Origin of the sequence: Sphingopyxis italica, from assembly GCF_011926545.1 — a bacterium.
GTDB classification, from domain to species: Bacteria; Pseudomonadota; Alphaproteobacteria; order Sphingomonadales; family Sphingomonadaceae; genus Sphingopyxis; species Sphingopyxis italica.
In genome coordinates this window covers 1,289,016-1,307,894 of the sequence record NZ_JAATIT010000001.1, presented here as the reverse complement: position 1 = coordinate 1,307,894, position 18,879 = coordinate 1,289,016, and the positions used below count along the sequence as shown (strand labels likewise).

Annotated in this window: 25 protein-coding genes; 17 read left to right on the top strand and 8 right to left on the bottom strand. The window is 65.7% G+C overall.

Translation table 11 applies throughout. The features are described from left to right. Together gyrB and GGR90_RS05970 are read left to right on the top strand one after the other, a co-directional pair. Window positions 1-2,547: a DNA topoisomerase (ATP-hydrolyzing) subunit B gene (gene gyrB / locus GGR90_RS05975; protein ID WP_167920196.1), complete on the top strand. Its 2,547-nt coding sequence runs from the start codon at window positions 1-3 to the stop codon at window positions 2,545-2,547. A 131-nt stretch (window positions 2,548-2,678) separates the two neighbouring features. Beyond that, the gene (locus GGR90_RS05970; RefSeq protein ID WP_167920194.1) at window positions 2,679-3,110 is read left to right on the top strand and encodes a septal ring lytic transglycosylase RlpA family protein; all 432 of its coding nucleotides are present in this window, start codon (window positions 2,679-2,681) and stop codon (window positions 3,108-3,110) included. Window positions 3,111-3,113: 3 nt separating this feature from the next. On the opposite strand, the gene GGR90_RS05965 is transcribed toward GGR90_RS05970, so the two are convergent. After that, entirely contained in the window at window positions 3,114-4,043 is a 930-nt protein-coding gene (locus GGR90_RS05965; protein WP_167920192.1) for a glutaminase, read from the bottom strand. Window positions 4,044-4,142: 99 nt separating this feature from the next. On the opposite strand from GGR90_RS05965, the gene GGR90_RS05960 reads away from it, so the two are divergent. Genes GGR90_RS05960 through GGR90_RS05950 form a run of 3 tightly spaced genes read left to right on the top strand, consistent with a single transcriptional unit; the run spans window position 4,143 to window position 5,403 of the window. Further along, on the top strand, window positions 4,143-4,616 hold the full coding sequence (locus GGR90_RS05960) for a VOC family protein (RefSeq protein WP_167920190.1): 474 nt from the start codon (window positions 4,143-4,145) through the stop codon (window positions 4,614-4,616). Further along, window positions 4,613-4,939, top strand: a complete 327-nt coding sequence (locus GGR90_RS05955) for an ArsR/SmtB family transcription factor (RefSeq protein ID WP_167920187.1) — start codon at window positions 4,613-4,615, stop codon at window positions 4,937-4,939. The genes GGR90_RS05960 and GGR90_RS05955 overlap by 4 nt, the downstream gene beginning before the upstream one ends. Then, on the top strand, window positions 4,936-5,403 hold the full coding sequence (locus GGR90_RS05950; RefSeq protein ID WP_167920185.1) for an SRPBCC domain-containing protein: 468 nt from the start codon (window positions 4,936-4,938) through the stop codon (window positions 5,401-5,403). The genes GGR90_RS05955 and GGR90_RS05950 overlap by 4 nt, the downstream gene beginning before the upstream one ends. A gap of 172 nt (window positions 5,404-5,575) precedes the next feature. Here the strand turns inward: GGR90_RS05950 and glpX are convergent, their stop codons facing one another. After that, window positions 5,576-6,547, bottom strand: coding sequence for a class II fructose-bisphosphatase (gene glpX, locus GGR90_RS05945; protein WP_167920183.1), 972 nt, complete (start codon window positions 6,545-6,547; stop codon window positions 5,576-5,578). Between the two features lie 136 nt (window positions 6,548-6,683). Here glpX and GGR90_RS05940 point away from each other — a divergent pair, with 136 nt between their 5' ends. Next, window positions 6,684-7,100, top strand: coding sequence for a hypothetical protein (locus tag GGR90_RS05940; protein WP_245198407.1), 417 nt, complete (start codon window positions 6,684-6,686; stop codon window positions 7,098-7,100). Here the strand turns inward: GGR90_RS05940 and GGR90_RS05935 are convergent. Beyond that, a complete protein-coding gene (locus tag GGR90_RS05935; RefSeq protein ID WP_167920179.1) occupies window positions 7,097-8,428 on the bottom strand; it encodes a homoserine dehydrogenase in 1,332 nt (443 codons plus the stop codon). The genes GGR90_RS05940 and GGR90_RS05935 overlap by 4 nt on opposite strands. 132 nt (window positions 8,429-8,560) lie before the next feature. After that, window positions 8,561-9,370, bottom strand: a complete 810-nt coding sequence (locus GGR90_RS05930; protein ID WP_167920177.1) for a hypothetical protein — start codon at window positions 9,368-9,370, stop codon at window positions 8,561-8,563. A 341-nt stretch (window positions 9,371-9,711) separates the two neighbouring features. Between GGR90_RS05930 and GGR90_RS05925 the strand changes: the two genes are divergently transcribed. From GGR90_RS05925 to GGR90_RS05895, 7 genes are all read left to right on the top strand, one after another. Further along, complete coding sequence (locus tag GGR90_RS05925; RefSeq protein WP_167920175.1) at window positions 9,712-10,368, top strand: energy transducer TonB; 657 nt, start codon at window positions 9,712-9,714, stop codon at window positions 10,366-10,368. Between the two features lie 55 nt (window positions 10,369-10,423). Next, window positions 10,424-11,239: a MotA/TolQ/ExbB proton channel family protein gene (locus GGR90_RS05920; RefSeq protein WP_245198406.1), complete on the top strand. Its 816-nt coding sequence runs from the start codon at window positions 10,424-10,426 to the stop codon at window positions 11,237-11,239. A gap of 123 nt (window positions 11,240-11,362) precedes the next feature. Continuing rightward, window positions 11,363-11,884, top strand: coding sequence for an ExbD/TolR family protein (locus GGR90_RS05915; protein WP_167920173.1), 522 nt, complete (start codon window positions 11,363-11,365; stop codon window positions 11,882-11,884). A gap of 35 nt (window positions 11,885-11,919) precedes the next feature. Then, window positions 11,920-12,345, top strand: coding sequence for an ExbD/TolR family protein (locus GGR90_RS05910; protein ID WP_167920171.1), 426 nt, complete (start codon window positions 11,920-11,922; stop codon window positions 12,343-12,345). Window positions 12,346-12,662: 317 nt separating this feature from the next. Next, window positions 12,663-13,010, top strand: a complete 348-nt coding sequence (locus tag GGR90_RS05905; RefSeq protein ID WP_167920841.1) for an Mpo1-like protein — start codon at window positions 12,663-12,665, stop codon at window positions 13,008-13,010. A gap of 73 nt (window positions 13,011-13,083) precedes the next feature. Further along, the gene (locus tag GGR90_RS05900) at window positions 13,084-13,287 is read left to right on the top strand and encodes a DUF2061 domain-containing protein (RefSeq protein WP_167920169.1); all 204 of its coding nucleotides are present in this window, start codon (window positions 13,084-13,086) and stop codon (window positions 13,285-13,287) included. Between the two features lie 73 nt (window positions 13,288-13,360). After that, entirely contained in the window at window positions 13,361-13,789 is a 429-nt protein-coding gene (locus GGR90_RS05895; protein WP_167920167.1) for an OsmC family protein, read from the top strand. Here the strand turns inward: GGR90_RS05895 and GGR90_RS05890 are convergent. Beyond that, entirely contained in the window at window positions 13,786-14,370 is a 585-nt protein-coding gene (locus GGR90_RS05890) for a 2'-5' RNA ligase family protein (protein ID WP_167920165.1), read from the bottom strand. The two genes, GGR90_RS05895 and GGR90_RS05890, sit on opposite strands and share 4 nt — an antisense overlap. A gap of 161 nt (window positions 14,371-14,531) precedes the next feature. Then, window positions 14,532-14,972: a nuclear transport factor 2 family protein gene (locus GGR90_RS05885; RefSeq protein ID WP_167920163.1), complete on the bottom strand. Its 441-nt coding sequence runs from the start codon at window positions 14,970-14,972 to the stop codon at window positions 14,532-14,534. A 195-nt stretch (window positions 14,973-15,167) separates the two neighbouring features. Between GGR90_RS05885 and GGR90_RS05880 the strand changes: the two genes are divergently transcribed. Beyond that, window positions 15,168-16,055 (top strand): arylamine N-acetyltransferase family protein, encoded by an 888-nt coding sequence (locus GGR90_RS05880; RefSeq protein WP_167920161.1) that lies wholly within the window; start codon window positions 15,168-15,170, stop codon window positions 16,053-16,055. 105 nt (window positions 16,056-16,160) lie between these two features. On the opposite strand, the gene GGR90_RS05875 is transcribed toward GGR90_RS05880, so the two are convergent. Then, window positions 16,161-16,364, bottom strand: coding sequence for a dodecin family protein (locus GGR90_RS05875; RefSeq protein ID WP_167920160.1), 204 nt, complete (start codon window positions 16,362-16,364; stop codon window positions 16,161-16,163). A 170-nt stretch (window positions 16,365-16,534) separates the two neighbouring features. Here GGR90_RS05875 and GGR90_RS05870 point away from each other — a divergent pair, with 170 nt between their 5' ends. Genes GGR90_RS05870 through GGR90_RS05860 form a run of 3 tightly spaced genes read left to right on the top strand, consistent with a single transcriptional unit; the run spans window position 16,535 to window position 18,240 of the window. Next, on the top strand, window positions 16,535-17,392 hold the full coding sequence (locus GGR90_RS05870; RefSeq protein ID WP_167920158.1) for a TauD/TfdA dioxygenase family protein: 858 nt from the start codon (window positions 16,535-16,537) through the stop codon (window positions 17,390-17,392). Between the two features lie 10 nt (window positions 17,393-17,402). After that, the gene (locus tag GGR90_RS05865; protein ID WP_167920156.1) at window positions 17,403-17,831 is read left to right on the top strand and encodes a DUF1801 domain-containing protein; all 429 of its coding nucleotides are present in this window, start codon (window positions 17,403-17,405) and stop codon (window positions 17,829-17,831) included. A gap of 10 nt (window positions 17,832-17,841) precedes the next feature. Beyond that, window positions 17,842-18,240 carry a DUF1801 domain-containing protein gene (locus GGR90_RS05860; RefSeq protein ID WP_167920154.1) on the top strand — a complete coding sequence of 133 codons (399 nt, stop codon included), beginning with the start codon at window positions 17,842-17,844 and terminating at the stop codon, window positions 18,238-18,240. 94 nt (window positions 18,241-18,334) lie between these two features. Here the strand turns inward: GGR90_RS05860 and GGR90_RS05855 are convergent, their stop codons facing one another. Then, window positions 18,335-18,787, bottom strand: a complete 453-nt coding sequence (locus tag GGR90_RS05855; RefSeq protein WP_209023573.1) for a glycine zipper 2TM domain-containing protein — start codon at window positions 18,785-18,787, stop codon at window positions 18,335-18,337. Window positions 18,788-18,879 lie beyond the last annotated feature (92 nt).

Genomic DNA, 18,879 nt, shown 5'->3' with positions numbered 1-18,879 from the left:
ATGACGGACACCCCAGAAAATACGGCGCCGGTCGCGCCCGCCAATCAGCCCAACACCAACGCCTATGGCGCCGATTCGATCAAGGTTCTGAAGGGCCTCGACGCGGTGCGCAAACGGCCGGGCATGTATATCGGCGACACCGACGACGGGTCGGGCCTGCACCACATGGTGTTCGAGGTTTCGGACAATGCGATCGACGAGGCGCTTGCGGGGCATTGCGATCTCGTGCTGATCACATTGAACAGCGACGGGTCGGTCAGCGTCGAGGATAACGGCCGCGGCATCCCGACCGGCATCCATGCCGAGGAAGGCATTTCGGCGGCCGAGGTCATTATGACCCAGCTTCACGCCGGCGGAAAGTTCGAGAATACGAGCGACGACAATGCGTATAAGGTGTCGGGCGGCCTGCACGGCGTCGGCGTTTCGGTCGTCAACGCGCTTTCGGAATGGCTCGAACTCACGATCTGGCGCGATGGCGAAGAGCATTGGATGCGCTTCGAACATGGCGATTCGGTCGCGCCGCTCAAGGTCAACGGCCCGGCGCCCGCGGGCAAGAAGGGCACGCGCGTCACCTTCTGCGCCTCGACCGACACGTTCAAGAATGTCACCGAGTTCGATTTCGAAAAGCTCGAACACCGCTATCGCGAGCTCGCCTTCCTCAACTCGGGTGTAAGGATCAAGCTCGTCGATGCGCGCCACGCCGAGCATGAGACGCACGACCTGTTCTACGAAGGCGGAATCGGCGCGTTCGTCCGCTATCTCGACCGCAACAAGACCGCGCTGTTGCCCGATCCGATCGCGATCAGCAGCGAGCGCGACGGCATCGGCATCGACGTCGCATTGGAGTGGAACGACAGCTATTATGAAAATGTCCTCTGCTTCACGAACAATATCCCGCAGCGCGACGGCGGCACGCACCTCGCGGCGTTCCGCGCCGCGCTGACGCGCACCTTGAACGGCTATGGCGACAAGTCGGGTATCCTCAAAAAAGAGAAGGTCTCGCTGACCGGCGAGGATATACGCGAAGGGTTGACCGCGATCGTCTCGGTCAAGCTGCCCGATCCCAAATTCTCGTCGCAGACCAAGGACAAGCTGGTTTCCTCCGAAGTCCGTCAACCGCTCGAAAGCCTGATGGCCGACCGGATGACCGAATGGCTCGAGGAAAATCCCGCGCATGCCAAGGCGGTGATCCAGAAGGTCATCGACGCCGCCGCGGCGCGCGAGGCCGCGAAGAAGGCGCGCGAGCTGACGCGGCGCAAGGGCGCGATGGACATCGCGAGCCTGCCCGGCAAGCTTGCGGATTGTCAGGAACGCGATCCCTCGAAGTGCGAACTCTTCCTCGTCGAGGGCGATTCGGCAGGCGGCAGCGCCAAGCAGGGTCGCGACCGCAAGGTCCAGGCGATCCTGCCCTTAAAGGGCAAGATCCTGAACGTCGAGCGCGCGCGCTTCGACCGCATCATCTCGTCGAAGGAAGTCGGCACGCTGATCCAGGCGCTCGGCACCGGGATTCGCGACGAGTTCAACCTCGAAAAGCTGCGCTATCACAAGATCGTGATCATGACCGACGCCGACGTCGACGGCGCGCATATCCGCACGCTTTTGCTCACCTTCTTCTATCGCCAGATGCCCGAGATCATCGAGAACGGTCATCTCTACATCGCCCAGCCGCCGCTCTATAAGGTCGCGAAGGGGCGGAGCGAGGTCTATCTCAAGGACGACACCGCGCTCGAAAATTATCTCGTCGACGCGGGGATCGACGCGCTGCTGCTCGAAACCGCGGGCGGCGCGCGCTCGGGCGCTGACCTCCGCTCGTTGATCGAGCATGGTCGGCGCCTGCGCGCGCTGATGCGTTATGTGCCGCGCAGCCTTGATCACGGGCTCGTCGAGGCGCTCGCGCTGACCGGCGCGCTCGATCCCGATCTCGACACCGCGGGACGGCACAGCGCCGCGGCGACCGCGGCGACGTGGCTCAACGCCGCCGAGCGCGCGCTGACCGGCGGCGCCGAAGCGGTGTGGACCGTCGAAGCGGTCGAGGGCGGCGGCTATACGCTCGAACGCCGCTGGCGCGGGGTCAGCGATCATCATGCGATCGACGCGGGTTTCCTCGCCAGCCAGGAAGCGCGCCGCATGCACAAGCTTGCCGCCGAACAGGCCGAAAGCTATGCGCGGCCCGGCCGGCTGGTGAAGGCGAGCGGCGCGGCGGCCGAGGTTGAGACCGAGGTTGCCGATGGCGAAGAAAGCGACCTTCCCGCGGCGACGAACGCGAAAGCCAACCCGGTCACGCGCCCGTCCGAACTGCTCGAGGCGATCTTTGCGCACAGCCGCAAGGGGCTCGCGATCAGCCGCTACAAGGGGCTGGGCGAGATGAATGCCGAGCAATTGTGGGAAACGACGCTCGACCCGTCGAACCGTTCGCTGCTGCGTGTCGAGGCCGAGCAGGCCGATGTCGCGCACGAAATCTTCGAACGCCTCATGGGCGACGAGGTCGAACCGCGCCGCGACTTCATCCAGACGAACGCGCTTTCGGTCGCGAATCTCGACGTGTAACTTCGGATCGGTTCCTTAGAATCGCGCCGATTCGCACTTCCGGGCGCAAAATCTGTTCAGTTTAACGCGCGGCGGCTTGTTTCGGCAGGCCGCCGCTGCTTTTGGCGCTCTCACCGAAAAGGGAGGATGCCATGCGGGCGCTTGTTACCTTGGTGATGCCGTTGATGCTCGTCGCGTCGGCCGCGGCTCAGGACACCGACACGGCTGCCATTTCGGCGGTCGCGGCCAGCGCGATTCCCCTGGCCGACGCTGCCGACATGGAAACCGAAATCGATGGCGGAATGGCGAGCTATTACGGCAATGAACTCGCCGGCAATCGCACCGCGAACGGCGAGCGTTTCGATCCCGGCGAGTTGACCGCGGCGCACCGCACGCTGCCCTTCGGCAGCAAGGTGCGCGTCACCAACATGTCGAACGGCGACAGCGTGGTCGTCCGCATCAACGACCGCGGCCCCTTTTCGCGCGGCCGCGTGATCGACGTCAGCCACGCCGCAGCGCGCGAGATCGGCATGCAGCGCAGCGGAATCGCGCGGGTGAAGCTGGCTTTGCTCGCCGACGACTGAGGCTCAGTCGAACACCGACCAGCCGGCGGCATAAGCGAAATGTTCGAGCGCGGCGGCGCCGGCCAGTGACGTTCCCGCCTCATTCAGCCCCGGCGACCAGACCGCGATCGATCCCTGTCCCGGCGCGACGCAGAGGATGCCGCCGCCGACGCCGCTCTTGCCCGGCAGGCCGACGCGGAAGGCGAACTCGCCGCTGTTGTCGTAGTGGCCGCACAGCATCATGATCGCGTTGATGCGCCGCGCGCGGTGCGGTTCGATCAATTGTTCGCCGCTGAGCGGATCGCGGCCTTCCATCGCGAGGAAGAGGCCGGCGCGGGCGAGCTGGCGGCACGACATCGCGATCGCGCACTGACGGAAATAGACGCCGACGACGGTTTCGACCGGGTGCGTCAAATTGCCGAAGGCGTCCATGAAATGCGCGAGGCTGCGGTTGCGCGCGCCGGTTTCGGATTCGGAAAAGGCGACGTCGAAGTCGATTTCGACGCTGTCGTCGCCCGCGCGGGCGCGCATGAAATCGACGATCTCTTCCGCGACCGCATCGCCGCTGCGCCCGTCGATCAGCCGGTCGGTGGTCGCGAGCGCGCCCGCATTGATCAGCGGATTGCGCGGGATGCCCTGTTCGCTTTCCAATTGGACGATCGAATTGAACGCCGACCCCGACGGCTCGCGCCCGACGCTGTCCCACAGCGAACTGCCGACGCGGCGGAGCGCGAGCGCGAGCGTGAAGACCTTCGACACCGACTGGATCGAAAAGGGCTCGTCGGCGTCACCCGAGCTATGGACGGTGCCGTCGGGGAGCGCGAGCGCGAAGCCGAGCTTGTTGGGATCGACCTTGGCGAGCGCGGGGATATAGTCGGCGACGCGGCCTTTTCCGAGATGGTCCGCCGCCCGCGTCATCGCCTCGTTGATATGATTGCGGAGGTTGTCGGTCATCCGCTGCGCCTAGCATAATCGCCGCGCAAAGGATTTATTTTCGTTTATGTGAAAATATTCTATGAAGTGGAAATCAAATAGCGAATCGGGGGACGAGACATGGCCGATCATCCGCGTTCCAAGGGGCTTGCGAGCGCCGTCTGCTACAAGGACGCGAAGGCGGCGTTCCGCTGGCTGGAGGCGGCGTTCGGGTTCGAGCCGGCCTTCGTGCTGCTCGACGATCAGGGCAATCTCGCACACAGCGAGATGGAATATGGCAATTCGTCGATCATGGTCGGCAATGAATGGTCGGACGACCATCGCAGTCCCGCGAACCTCGGCGGCAAGAACACGCAGACGGTGCACGTCCAGCTCGGCCGCGGCGAGGATATCGACGCGCATTGCGCAAAGGCGCGCGCGGCGGGGGCGGACGTCATCGCCGAACCCTCGACGCAATTCTACGGCGACCGCACCTACCGCGCGAAGGACCCCGAGGGGCATATCTGGACATTCGGCGTAACGGTCGAAGAGAAGACCGCCGACGATTGGGACGCTGCGGGCGGTTTCACGACCCGGACGCGGCTCGACGATTGAGCGCGGCGCTCGACCGGATGCTGGGCGCGCTCGCCGATCCGAAACGGCGGCGCGCGATCGAGCTTCTCGGCGAGCGGCCGCGCAGCGCCGGCGAGCTCGCGGGCGCGCTCGGGCTCGCGCCGCCCGCGATGAGCCGGCATTTGCGGGCGCTGAAGGAAGGCGGGCTGGTCGAGGACGGGCATCCGACCTTCGACGCGCGCGTGCGCATCTATCGATTGAAGGACGGCGCGACCGCCGAACTCAAACAATGGATCGCCGAGACCGAGGCATTGTGGTCGGACCAGCTCGCGAGCTTCAAGCGCCATGTCGAGGGCGGCGTATGAGCGCGGCGGTGATCGTCGCGCTGCGCGTCGCGGCGACGCCTGAGGCGGCGTTCACCGCCTTCACCCGCGACATCGGGACATGGTGGCGGAGCCATCCGCTGTTCCAGCTTTCGCGTGCAGGCGACGGTGTGTTGCGATTCGACCCGGCAGGGCCGGACGGGCGGCTCATCACGCGCTTCGACGATGGCGCGGAGTGGGAGATCGGCGCGGTGCGCCACTGGCTGCCGGGCGAACGGCTGACCTTCGCCTGGCGCCTGCCGAGTTTTCGGGAGGATCAGGCGACCGAGGTCGATGTGCGCTTCGAGGCGGTGGGCGGCGAAACGCGCGTGACCGTCGAGCATCGCGGCTGGGACGCCATCCCGCAAAACCACACCGCGCGGCACGGGTTCGAGCTGATGCTGTTCCAGCGGCGGCTGGGGGAATATTGGCGGGGGTTGCTGAAGGGGATGCGCGAGCGGGTTTGAGGGGATGTCAGTTTTGGGGGGTGAGTTCCAGACGCCCCCAGTTTCCGTTCGTGTCGAGCGAAGTCGAGACACCCGCCGGTGCAGCGCCTAGCCCGAGGGGCATCTCGACTTCGCTCGATGCGAACGGGTTTGGAAAAGCTAGCGGCCGCGAACGGCCGCTGTCAGCCTGTCCTCAATGCGCGCGATGTTCGCCCTTGACCCAGCGCACGGTGCCCGACGAGGCGCGCATCACCACCGTTTCGGTGGTCATCACGCCGTCGCGGCGGCGCTTGACGCCGCGCAGCAGCGATCCGTCGGTCACACCCGTCGCGGCAAAGATCACGTCGCCCTTGGCGAGATCTTCGAGGTCGTAGATGCGGTCGAGATCGTCGATGCCCCATTTTTTCGCGCGCAGCCGTTCGTCGTCGTTGCGGAACAGCAGGCGGCCCTTGAACTGGCCGCCGACGCAGCGCAGCGCCGCCGCGGCGAGCACGCCCTCGGGCGCGCCGCCCGATCCCATATAGATGTCGATATTGGTATCGGGGTTGGTCGTCGCGATCACGCCGGCGACGTCGCCGTCGGGGATCAGCGCGACGCCGCAACCGATCGCGCGCAGCTCGGCGATGATCGCCTCGTGGCGCGGGCGGTCGAGCACGCAGACGATGATCTGTTCGGGCTTGCAGCCCTTTTCGCGCGCCACCGCCTCGACATTCTCGCGCACGCTCTTGTCGAAACCGACGACGCCCGGCGAATAGCCGGCGCCGACCGCGAGCTTGTCCATATAGACGTCGGGGGCGTTGAGCAGACAGCCTTCCTCGGCGATCGCGAGCACCGCGAGCGCGTTGGGGCCGGCCTTGGCGGTGATCGTCGTGCCTTCCAATGGGTCGACCGCGATGTCGATCTTGGGGCCCTTGCCCGGCGCGTTGCCGACCTTTTCGCCGATATAGAGCATCGGCGCCTCGTCGCGCTCGCCCTCGCCGATGACGATCGTGCCGTCCATATAGAGGGTGTTGAAGGCGGTGCGCATCGCTTCGACCGCGGCGGCATCGGCGGCCTTTTCGTCGCCGCGGCCGATCAGCTTCGCGGCGGCGATCGCCGCGGCTTCGGTGACGCGCACCATTTCGAGCACGAGCACCCGGTCGAGGTTGCTGCCGGTATCCGTCATCTTTCGCGCTCTCCGTCTTTGATCTTGCCTTGGCGCCCCGGTCGGGCATGGTGCGCGCCATATGGTCGCCCGCGCCACTTGTCGAGAACGCTTCGCCCGATTCGGTGCCGCTTTCACCCTGAGCCGTGTCGCCGTGATGACCGGGGCGATGGCCGCAACGGCGCCGGCCGCCGCGCAGGTGCAGGGACCGCCCGCGCCGCCGCCGCCGCGCGACGCCGAAACGGCGGCCGCCAATGCGAAGGAGATGATCGACCCGATCCGGCGCTGCAAACCCGCCGAGGACGGCTCGATCAACGTGTGCGGCACCGACACCGAGCGCCACCGCCTGACCCCCGAATTGCGCGCGATCGCGGGGGTGGGTCGCGAGGCGCCGCCCAAGCTGCCCCGCGCCGAGGCGCAGGCGATGACGATGGACAAGTTGCCCTATAATTGGATCTCGATCGGCGGCGGTTATCCGCCGGGCCCCGAATATAATGCGCTTTATGAAATGGCGAAGGAGCGGACCGATCCCGAAACGGGCAATCCGCCGCCACCGGCGGAAGGGGAGCCCTAAAGCGCCAAAATGGGCATGTGCATCGGCGCGCCGACGACATGGTCCGACGCGCCCAGCATATCGAGTGCGGCGTGGATCGCGCGCGCGGGCCCTTCGTGGGTGACGAGCACGATGACGACGCCGTTGCCGTCCTCGCTGCCGCGCTGGATCAGGCTTTCGATCGAGACGCCGGCGTCGCGCATCGCCGCCGCGATTTCGGCGAGGACACCGATGCGGTCCTCGACGATCAGGCGGACATAATGTTTGCCGACGCGCGCGCCGGCATCGGCGGCGGGCGCCGCGTCGAGCACGTCGACGGGCATCGCGAAGGCGGGGCCATATTCGTCGCGCGCGATGTCGATGATATCGGCGACGATGGCGGAAGCGGTCGGCCCCGCGCCCGCGCCCGCGCCCTCGAAGAAGAGGCGGCCGACGAAATTGCCCTCGGCAACCACGGCGTTCAGCGCGCCGGGGACATAGGCGAGCGGATGGTCGGCGGGGACGAGGCACGGCTGGACATGCTGATAGAGGCCGCCGCCCTTGTCGGTGCCATCGCGTTCGGCCATGCCGATCAGGCGGACGCGATGCCCCAAGGCTTCGGCCTCGCGAATGTCGGCGGCGATCAGCCCGCGAATCCCGTCGGCGGTCACCGCGCCGATGTCGAGCCTTGTGCCGAAGCAGAGCGCGGCGAGAATCGCCAATTTATGCGCGGCGTCGATGCCGTCGACGTCGAAACTCGGATCGGCCTCGGCATAGCCCTCCGCCTGCGCGGCGGCGAGCGCGTCGGCGAAGCTCGCGCCGTTTCGTTCCATTTGCGTCAGGATATAATTGCAGGTGCCGTTGAGGATGCCATAGACGCGCGCAATCTCGTTCGCCGAGGCGCCTTCGCGGATCGCCTTGATCACCGGAATACCGCCCGCGACCGCGGCTTCATATTTGAGCGGCGTGTCCTTCTGCTCGGCGAGCCGCGCGAGATCGAGCCCGTGATGCGCGATCATCGCCTTGTTCGCGGTGACGAGCGCCTTGCCCGCGCCGAGCGCGTGGCGCGCGAGCGTCAGCGCCGGGCCGTCGGCGCCGCCGATCATCTCGACGACGACATCGACATCGTCGGCGGCGACGATCGCGTCCATATCGTCTTCCCAGCGATAGCGCGAAAGGTCGACGCCGCGGTCCTTGTGCCGGTCGCGCGCCGACACCGCGACGATCTCGATCGGCCGCCCCGCCCGCCGCGCGATCAGCTCGCGGTTGGTCTCGAGCAGCCGGACGACCCCGCCGCCGACGACGCCGATCCCCGCGAGCGCGACGCGCAGCGGCGGGCGGGGGGCGGTCGGGGCGGAATAGGGGGACATGCGGGACTCCATTTAAGCACGGAGCCTCGCCCCGTCATCGCGAGCGCCCTATCGGCTTTTCCCCGCGAAACAAGGAAGCTTTTCTGTTTCCGCTGCGCGATGCCGTCTTCGCCGTCAGGCGAAGATGATCTATCAATCGACCGGCGGCGTCCGCGTGCGCGTGCATTCGCCGAGCGCGCCGAGGATGACGCCATAGTCCGACGCCGCCTTGCGCCGGTCCTCGGGCGGGGTGCCCGCGAGCTTGTTCAGCGGCAGCTGGCGCGGCAGGCCGCAGGCGAGACGATACCAGGCGAGCGTATCGCGCGCGGGCACCGCCGCCGAACCGTCGACGATCTCGCCGAACGCCGCGGCCCAGCGCCGCGACCCGTCGGCGGCGGTCAGCACGGTGAGCGACACGGGATCGCCGGTCTCGGTATTCAGGAACAATTGCGTCTCACCCTCGCCGGGAAGCGTGCCCGGGACGTGGAAGCCGTTGGCGACGCCGGTGATCGCGGGCGGGGCGCCGGGCTCGACCAGCTCGGTCAGGATCGCGCGCAATTGCGCCTCGGTCGCCGGATCCCACGGCAGCTGGGCATCGGGGGCGATCAAGCGGACGCTGCCGGTGCTGTTGGTACCCGCCGCCGAACCCGCGACGGGGCCGGCGAAGATCAGCACCGGCTGCTTCCTTTTGAGCTTCGGCGCCTTGCCCTTCGCATCGACCGGCAAATCGACGAGATAGGAGATTCGCGCGGCGAGCGGTCCACGGCCGCGAATCAGGCTGACGACGTCGGCTTCGACATAGAATCGGACGTGACCTGCCGCGACTCCGGGCGCGCGCTCGGGTTTCAGGTCGGTCGCCCGGTGGATGCGCGCGTGCAGCACGATCGGCGCTTCGGTCGCCAGATCGGCGATGTCGGCATAGGTGTACGGGCTTGCCGCCGCGGCGCCCGCTGGCGCCTGCATCGCGGAAACGCTTGGGATTCCAAAGCTCAAGGTCAATATGCCGGCGATAGCGGCCGGGTGAGGGAGGCGCATGATCGATCTACTTTCCATCATCTGTGACACCGGTATCGGCGCCTGAATCCCCATCATGGGACAAGGCACATTAACCGCTGATAAAGGGTTTGCGAATGTGCCGCCACCGCGATAGGACGGGCCGCGAAGCGTCCGGCGAAAACATAATAAGCCGGATGTAGCGCCGTCGGGTCTGTGAAAACGCATCGGAAATCATCCGGGCATTTGGCAACCGTCCCGGTGGTTGGGAATTGGTGTCAGGATGATCTAGCAAGGAGCGTCGTCCCTGAATGGCTTATGGTGATAATGTCGACCCTAAAAACAGGGTAGTGGCGATTGTCTTGGTTGGTCTGTTTACGGCAGTGCTGGGCTATGGCCTGGTCAACGGCCTGAATATCAGCATCGTCAAGAAAATCGCCGAAAAATTGGATGTGGTGGACGTCGAAGAGCCGCCGCCGCCGGAGGAGCCCCCGCCGCCGCCGCCGCCGGACAATCAGCTGCCGCCGCCGCCGCCGGTCGTGACGCCGCCGTCGCCGATTCCGCCGCCGGTGACGACCAATACGGTCCAGTCGGTGCCGAAGGCGCCGCCGACGCCGCCGCCGCCCGTCTTCACGCCGCCGGCCCCGCCGGCTCCGCCGCCGACGCCCGACCTCAGCAAGGCCGGTACGCCGCGTGGCAATCCGGGCCGCTGGGCGACGAACGACGACTATCCGGCGCGCGCCATGCGCGAGGAACGCGAAGGCACGGCGGGTTTCCGCGTGACCTATAATGTCGAGGGCCGCGTGACCTCGTGCGACATCACGTCGTCGAGCGGTCACGCCGATCTGGATGCCGAAACCTGCAAGCTCATCACGCGCCGCGGCCGGTTCAATCCGGGCAAGGACCGTGCGGGCAATCCGACGGGCGGCACCTACAGCAACCGTATCCGTTGGCAGATTCCGCGCTGATCGGCGCCGGACCACCTGTTTTCGATTTTGAATATTTTGAGAGGGAATTTCCTATATGTTTAATCTGATCGCAAATGCCGCCGCTGCGGCGCCGGCCGCCGCTCACGACGCAGGCATGAGCCTGATGCCCGCATCGATGTGCGTGAAGGAAGAGGGCCAGAACCCCTACGGCCTCGTCCCCGCGCTCTGCGAAGGCGGCATCGTGTCGCAGGTCACCTTCCTCGTCCTGCTGATCATGTTCGTCGGCACGCTCTATATCCTGTTCACCAAGCTGTTCGAGCAGAACAAGGTCATCGGCCAGGGCAAGGCGGTCGACGCCAATTTCTGGCGCGCGCCGACGCTCGCCGACGGCGCTTCGAAGCTGGAAAAGAACAGCGCCTATCGCCAGGTCGTCGAAGACGGCCTGCGCGCCAACGAAGAGCATAACAAGCTGACCGATCCCGTCGAAGCCCATGACTGGATGCACGGCACGCTCGAGCGTTCGCAGAACCACATCAACTCGAAGCTCAACGGCGGCCTCGCCTTCCTCGCGACCGTCGGTTCGACCGCGCCGTTCGTCGGCCTGTTCGGTACGGTTATCGGTATTCTTCGCGCGCTGGTGAAGATCGGTGCGTCGGGCCAGGCCTCGATCGATACCGTCGCCGGTCCGGTCGGTGAAGCTCTGATCATGACCGCCATCGGTCTGATCGTGGCGGTTCCCGCGGTGCTCGCCTTCAACTGGCTCCAGAGCCGCAACAAGTCGATTGCCCGCCGTCTCTCGACCTTCTCGAACGACGTTCTCGGCTCGATCATGTCGAACGGCCAGGTGAAGCCGGCGTCGCTCGCTCCGGCGAAGGCCGCTGCTCCGGCCGCGGCGCCGAAGAAGGCCTGATTGGTTCCTGGATCCCCGCCCCCCGCCGCATGGCGAAGGGCGGGGTCCGCTGGACTAGGACGCAGGCCGCTGGCTTGCCACCCCAAGTCCGTGACAGTAATTTTGTGACAGGATGCTAATCCTATGGCGATGAGTGTAGGCGACAGTGGCGGTGAAGACGCCCCGATGTCCGAAATCAACACGACCCCGCTCGTGGACATCATGCTTGTGTTGCTCATCATCTTCCTCATCACGGTTCCCGTGGTGCTGGAGACGGTGAACCTCAAGCTGCCCGACGTGGCCTTCGAGCCGACGACGACGAAGCCTGAAAATGTGCTGCTGTCGATCCGTTCGGCCGACACCGACGGTGATGGCGAGCCCAATGCCGACAGCAGTGCCTGCGAAGTCTATTGGGGCCAGGCCCCGGTCGATTCGAAACAACTGCTCGAACGCGGGCAGGCCAAGCTTGAAAAGCTGATCGAAGATATCGGCGGCGTGCAGAACATCACCGAAGAGAACTTCCCCGAAGTGCACATCCGCGGCGACGTGAACACGCCGTACCAGTGCATCGGCGGCGTGATCTATACGATGCAATATGCCGGCTTCCAGAAGATCGGGTTCATTTCCGAACCTGCTCCTGGCTCGGGCACGGTGGGTCGCCTCTAAGGCGATCTTCCGTTTAGGAACGAAGGAATAATCGCATGTCCATGGCAGTTGGAGATCGGGACGAAAACGAACCGATGATGGACATGAACACGACGCCGTTGATCGACGTCATGCTCGTGCTCCTCATCATGTTCATCATCACCATCCCGGTCCAGACCCACGCGGTGAAGATCGACCTGCCGATCCCGACCGACAGCCAAAGCAATGTCGACCCCGAGAAGAACAAGGTGATGATCGACCCCGCAGGGACGATCACCTGGAACGGAACGCCGGTCGACCTTGCGCAGCTGGCGCAATATCTGGAACAGACCAAGGCGATGCCGGTCGAACCTGAACTGCAGGTCCAGCCCGACCCCTATGCGCGCTATATCGTCGTCGACAATGTCATGGCGGTCATCAAGCGCAGCGGCGTCGGCAAGTTGGGTTTCGTCGGCAACGAACAATATGCCCGCGTCTTCTGATCTCTGATCGGGGCCGTCAGGCGAAAAGAGATGGGCCGCGGAGCAATTCGCGGCCCTTTTCTTTTGCCGATGTGCACCGGGTGGAAACGACCGAAACAAGACATTCCATATTTCGTCACCCTGAACTTGTTTCAGGGTCAATGGCCCAGCCATTTCCTTCGGCGCTGCGCGGGATCGGAGGTCAGGCCTTGGATGCTGAAACAAGTTCAGCATGACGAAACTATACGACAGCTCTCCACCCCAATGCCGACTACCGGAGCGGTCCAACACTAGCGCCCGCCTTGACGCCGCGCGTGGGGCGCAGCATCCTTCGCATCATGCCGCGGCTCTACACCAGCTTTGCCGAGTTCTGGCCCTTTTACCTGCGCGAGCACAGCAAGGCGTCGACGCGCGCGCTGCATTATGTCGGGACCAGCCTGGTGGTGGCGATCGCGGTCGCGGCGGCGGTCAGCGGCCGCTGGGGCTGGCTGGTCGCGCTGCCGGTTGCGGGCTATTTCTTTGCCTGGGTTGCGCATTTCGGGGTCGAGAAGAACCGGCCCGCGACCTTCACCTATCCGCTGTGGAGTCTCGCCGCGGACTTCAAGATGTGGGCGATGTGGCTCGGCGGGCGGCTCGGGCCCGAACTCGACCGGGCGGGCGTAACGCGGAAAAATCGATCAGACTGAGCGAAAGCCCTCGCTGGCGCTTGTTGCGAACCGATCTTAACTTCGCCGGGTTCCCAGCTGCTGGAGACGGGCCATGCCCACCGACCTGATCAAGACCTTCACCTATCTGTCGATCCATCTGACGATCGGATTCAGCGTCGCTTATGTGATGACCGGATCGGTCGCCCTCGCGGGCGGGATCGCGATCATCGAGCCGTGCATCAATGCGGTCGCCTTCTTCTTTCACGAAAAGGCATGGCAGCGGGTGGGTGCGAGGGGTAGGCTGCTCGCCGCATGAGGACTCCCGAGTCCCGGGGCCTTTTCCATTTCCACGCTCGACAAACCCATCCATCAAACCCAGGAGAAATCGCATGACCGTCAATCGCGCATCGGCCCGCTACGAAGGTTTCGGCAAGGAGGGCAAGGGATCGATCACGACCAAGTCGGGCGTACTCGACAAGCAGCCCTATGGCTTCGGGACGCGCTTCGAGGGGCAGCCCGGGACCAATCCCGAGGAGCTGATCGCTGCGGCGCATGCGGCCTGCTTCACCATGGCGCTGTCCTTCGGCCTCGCGCGCGCGGGCTATTCGGGCGACTCGCTCGAAACGAGCGCCGCGGTGACGCTCGAACAGCAGGACGGCGGCTTCACGATCACCAAATCGGCGCTGACGCTGACCGGCAAGGTGCCGGGGATCGCAGCCGACGAATTCGCCAAGATCGCCGAGGAAGCCGAGAAGAATTGCCCGGTGTCGAAGCTGCTCGACTGCGAGATCACGCTCGAGCACAGTCTCGAAGCCTAAGCCGCGTAACGCAGCGGCGGCGGTAGCGCGTCGTCCATGAAGTCGAAGGCGCCCTGCGCGGGCGCGGGCAGTTGCCAGCGTTGCAGGACGCGGTGGCGGCTGTGGCCGACATGGCTTTCGATCAGGACGAGGTCGCGCGGCGTCCAGTTCCACGCGACCGGCACCGGGTCGAACGCATGTCGGCCATAGCCGAGCGTGATATGCGGACGGAGCCCCGACTGGCGATACCAGGGCGCGATCCCGTGCGGCGCGAGCAGCGCGACGAGGCCCTCATAAAGCTGGCGAACGGCGGCGATGCTCCCGGCCGTGACGAGTTCCGCCCCGGCATCGCGGCTGACGATGCGGCCGAAGGGAATGGAACCGGCGGCGGGCAGGCCGGCTTCGAAGGCCTTGGCGACGCGTTGCCGCAGGAAGGGATGCGGAACCGACGTCTCGTCGATCGTGCAGAGGGTGAGATGATAATTTTGCGGCTTCAGCCCCGCGAACAGATCGCCCGAAACCGGCGGCAATTGGCGTGCGAGCCAGCCGGCGCGGTCGGCGGCCAGCTGAAACCCCAGAAAATAGCGGAACATGGGCGACATGGCGGCTCCTCCGAATCGGATCAATGTTCCTATTATGTTCTCGCGGGTCGCGGGAGTCGAATCGTTCCTGCCCGAGCGCGCTTTCTGACGCATGACCTCATCGCTGCGCCCCGAGCACCGGCGAGATCCCGCCTTTCGCCGGGATGACGATCGAGAAGGAGCTAGTCGTCCCCGATCGGCATCCGGGTGACGTGGATATAGCTCGCCTGCCAGCGATCGCCATGGCGCCGGAAGATGTCGGTGAAGCGGATGCGGACGCGGAAGGGCTTGCCCGCCGCGCGGCCGGACAGGATCGCTTCGGCGCTCGCGAGGCCGGCGTCCTTGCCGAGCGGCAGGATGACCCGGTCCGTCAGCGTCACCGGATCGTAATCATCATCGGGGCCGGTCCAGCCATCGATGAAGGAGGCCTTGCCATAACGCTTGCCGCTGCCATCAATGAAAACGAGGTCGTCGGCGACCATGCGACCCAGCGCGGCGCGATCCTGCGCGATCTGCGCCGCGTCGAAAGCGTCGGCGAAGGCGGTGAGGTCGGCGATGTCGCCTTGCGCCTCGGCGGCGATGGCCGGTGGAATCATCCCGATAAACAGCAGCATTGCCGTCATGCCTCGCATAATTCCTCCCCCCGGGACGCGCATAGCCAATATATGGCATGGTGTGCGCGGCCTATGCGGCGCCGCAAGGCCTAAGTTGCCAGGGGGCGTTTCGGGAATCGGGCATGCGGACCGGATTCGCGCTTGATCTCAACCGCGGTTGAGCTTTCATAAGGTGGGCAGATGAACTCGAACGGAGCCTTGTCCATGTTGCACTATCCCGCGCCCCCCACCGATCCGGCCGATACCGGCGAGGCGTCCCCGGACGCCGCCGCCGCGTTCCTGCCGCGCTATCTCGCGCGCATCGGTTATAGCGGCGCCGTGGCGCCGACATGGGATGTGCTCGCCGCGCTCCAGGCCGCGCATATCGCGGCCATTCCCTTTGAGGCGATCGACGCGCTGACCGGCGCCGGGATCGACATCGGCGCCGACGCGATCGATGCGAAGCTGATCGGCCAGCGGCGCGGCGGCTATTGCTTCGAGCAGAACGGCTTGTTCCTTCGCGTCTTGCAGGCGATCGGCTTCGCGGCCGAGGGACTGATCGGGCGGGTGCGCTGGATGCTGCCCGACGATGCGCCGCCGACACCCCGCTCGCACATGGTGGTGCGCGTGACGATCGACGGGCGCCCGTGGCTCGCCGACGTCGGCTTTGGCGCCGCGGTGCCGCCGCAGCCGCTGGCGATGGACCGCGAGGATTCGCAGCCGACGCGGCACGAAAGCTATCGCGTCGTTCGCCGCCGCGACGAATGGCAGGTCGCCGCCTTGATCGAGGACCAATGGCGGACGCTCTACCGGATCGAGGACGCAGCGGCGCCGGCGATCGATTATGAGCTCGGCAATTGGTACACGTCGGCGCATCCCGATTCGCATTTCCGCCATCAGCTGATCGCGGCGCGGACGACGGCCGAGGCGCGCTATGGCCTGCGCGACAACCGGCTGACGACGCGGCTCGTCGACGGACGCATCGACCGGCGGTATCTGACCGCCGACGAGATCGAACATGTGCTCGATGAAATTTTCCTGCTGCCGGTCAATCCATGCTGGCGCCCGGCGATCGAGCGCGCGGCGACGGCGGAGGTCGCAGGCACGGCCTGACGCAGCAGCATCGCGCCGTCGTCACGGCACCGCGAAGGCGGTTGACGACCCGACCGGCTGGCGTTGGACGATCGGGCCGGCGGCGGTGCCGGCCCGCCCGCCGTCTCAATCCTTGATGACGAAGGTGAGTTTCAGCGTGCAGCGCCATTCGGTGATGTCGCCCTCCGCGACCGCAGCCTTGATGTCCTTGACCCACACAGCCTGAATCCCGTTGATGGTTTTCGACGCGCGTTTGACGCCCTGGCGCACAGCGTCCTCGACACTGACGGTCGATGCGGCGATGATTTCGGTGACCTTGGCAACAGACATGAGGATTCCTCCCATTGGCCGGGCGCACAGCCGGGGATACCGCCGCCCGGCATCGGCGCATCCCTGCCGGTGATAACAGGTGACGCGGCAAAAGGTTCACGCCCCGACTTGACTCGCCGCATCCCCGCGTCCCAACTTCCCTTGACGACCAACGATCGAAGAGGAATGCCATGGAAACCGTCGCGGCGCCGCACAGCTTTGTCCGTCTGAAATTCGCGCCGCTGACTCCCGGGATCGGCGCCGAAATTTCGGGGATCGACCTTGCCTGCGAACAGGACGACGCGACGATCGCTGAAATTCGCGCCGCGCTGCTCGCGTATAAAGTCGTCTTCTTTCGCGACCAGTTCATCACGGCCGAGCAGCATATCGCCTTTGCGCGGCGATTCGGCCCGCTCGAAATCCACCCCGCAACGCCGCAGGATCAGGCGAACCGCGAGGTTCTGCACATCGCGCACGGGCCCGAGTCGCGCGGGCGCGAGAATTTCTGGCATTCGGACGTCACCTGGCGCGCCGAACCGTCGCTGGGATCGATCCTGCGCGCCATCGAGGTGCCCGAGGTCGGCGGCGACACGCTGTTCGCCGATATGGCAGCGGCGTTTCGCGGCCTGTCGCCCGCGATGCGGGATTGGTGCCGTTCGCTGAGCGCCGTGCACGACATCGCGCGCGTCTTTGCCAAAAGACTGGGCAAGAGCGCGCACGAACTGCACGAACAATATCCGCCGCAGCTTCACCCCGTGGTGCGCACCCATCCCGAGACGGGCGAACAGGCGCTCTACGTTAACACCGCTTTCACGAGCCATATCGAGGGATTGTCGGCAAAGGAGAGCGAGGGACTGCTCGCGCATCTCTATGCCCAGGCGGCCGTCCCCGAAATCCAGTGCCGGTTCCGCTGGCGCGCGGGGTCGATCGTCTTTTGGGACAATCGCGCCGCGCAGCATTACGCGGCGTCGGACTATTTCCCGGCGGTGCGGCGGATGGAGCGGGTGACGATCGCGGGCGACCGGCCCTTCTATCGCGACGAACGCTGAGGGCCCCGCGATGAGCGACAAGAAGGTCGTGCTGCTGTCGGGCGGCAATCCGCAGATCGCCAAAGGCTATGGCGACGCGCCGGTGCAGGCCTATATCGCGGCGATGCCGGGGTGGAAGTCGGCGGCATGGGCGCGGCTCGACAGGTTGATCGAGAAGGCTGTGCCGGGGGTGGCAAAGGCGGTCAAATGGAACTCGCCCTTCTATGGTGCGGCGGGGCAGGGGGACGAGCCGACGCACTGGTTCCTGAGCATCCATTGCTTCGACAAATATATCAAGGTCGCCTTCTTTCGCGGCCAGTCGCTCGATCCGGTGCCGCCGGTCGCGTCGAAAAGCGGCGATACGCGCTATTTCCATATCCATGAGGATGACACGGTCGGCGAGGCGGCGTTCGCCGACTGGGTAAAGCAGGCCGCGGCGCTGCCCGGCGAGAAGATGTGAGGACTAGACTATGGCGGCGGAACTGATCGATGCGAAGATAGCGGGTCTCGGCGACTGGCGCGGCGACATGCTGGCAAGGCTGCGCGCGCTGATCCACGCTGCCGATCCCGACGTCGAAGAAACGGTCAAGTGGCAGAAGCCCAGCAATCCCGCGGGCGTGCCGGTGTGGGACCACGCGGGCATCCTCTGCACCGGCGAGACGTACAAGGATAAGGTCAAGCTGACCTTTGCCAAGGGCGCGGCGCTCGCCGATCCGAAAGCGTTGTTCAATTCGAGCCTCGACGGCAACACCCGGCGCGCGATCGACCTGTTCGAGGGCGATACGATCGACGAGGCGGCGTTCAAGGCGCTGATCCGCGCCGCGGTCGAGGCGAACATTGAAAAGCCAGCGCGGACGAAGAAGGCCTAGTCGCAGTCACTCCCTTCCCGGCGCGCCCGGCCGATCGCGCCGTTCAGCATCCGGAGATGCGCGGGATCGCACACCCTAAGCGGGAGCCCGCAGCTCAGCGGCAGCGCACATCGTCGTTGCCGCTGCGTTCGATCGCGCGCCCGGCGACCGCGCCGCCGACCGCGCCGAGCACGGTGCCAAGCGTCTTCGAATCGCCCGGTGCGATGACATTGCCCGCGATGCCGCCGATGACGCCGCCGACGATCAGCCCGGTCGAGCCATCGTTGCGGCGGCAATAATATTTGCCGTCGCGCCCGCGATAGATGCGGTCGTTGTTCGACAGGCGGCGCTCGCGGTAACGGCGGTCGTTGCGATAATAATTATCGGCATAATAGCCGTCGTGGCGCGGATCGGGGCGGTCCCAGTCGTAGCGGCCATATTGGTCGTAATAGCTGCGGTCGTAATAGCCGTAACCACCGTCGTCATAGCCGCCGCCATAACCGCCGGTCGAGGCGCAGCCGGCGAGCGCGGTCGCGGCGGCGAGGGGCAGGATCATGAGCTTGTTCATCGACATCACTCCATTCGGATCGCGTGCCGGGCCAAGTGGCGGGGCATGCGAATGGCCCCTCTGCATGATAGACCCGCGAAGGCGTCTCCCGG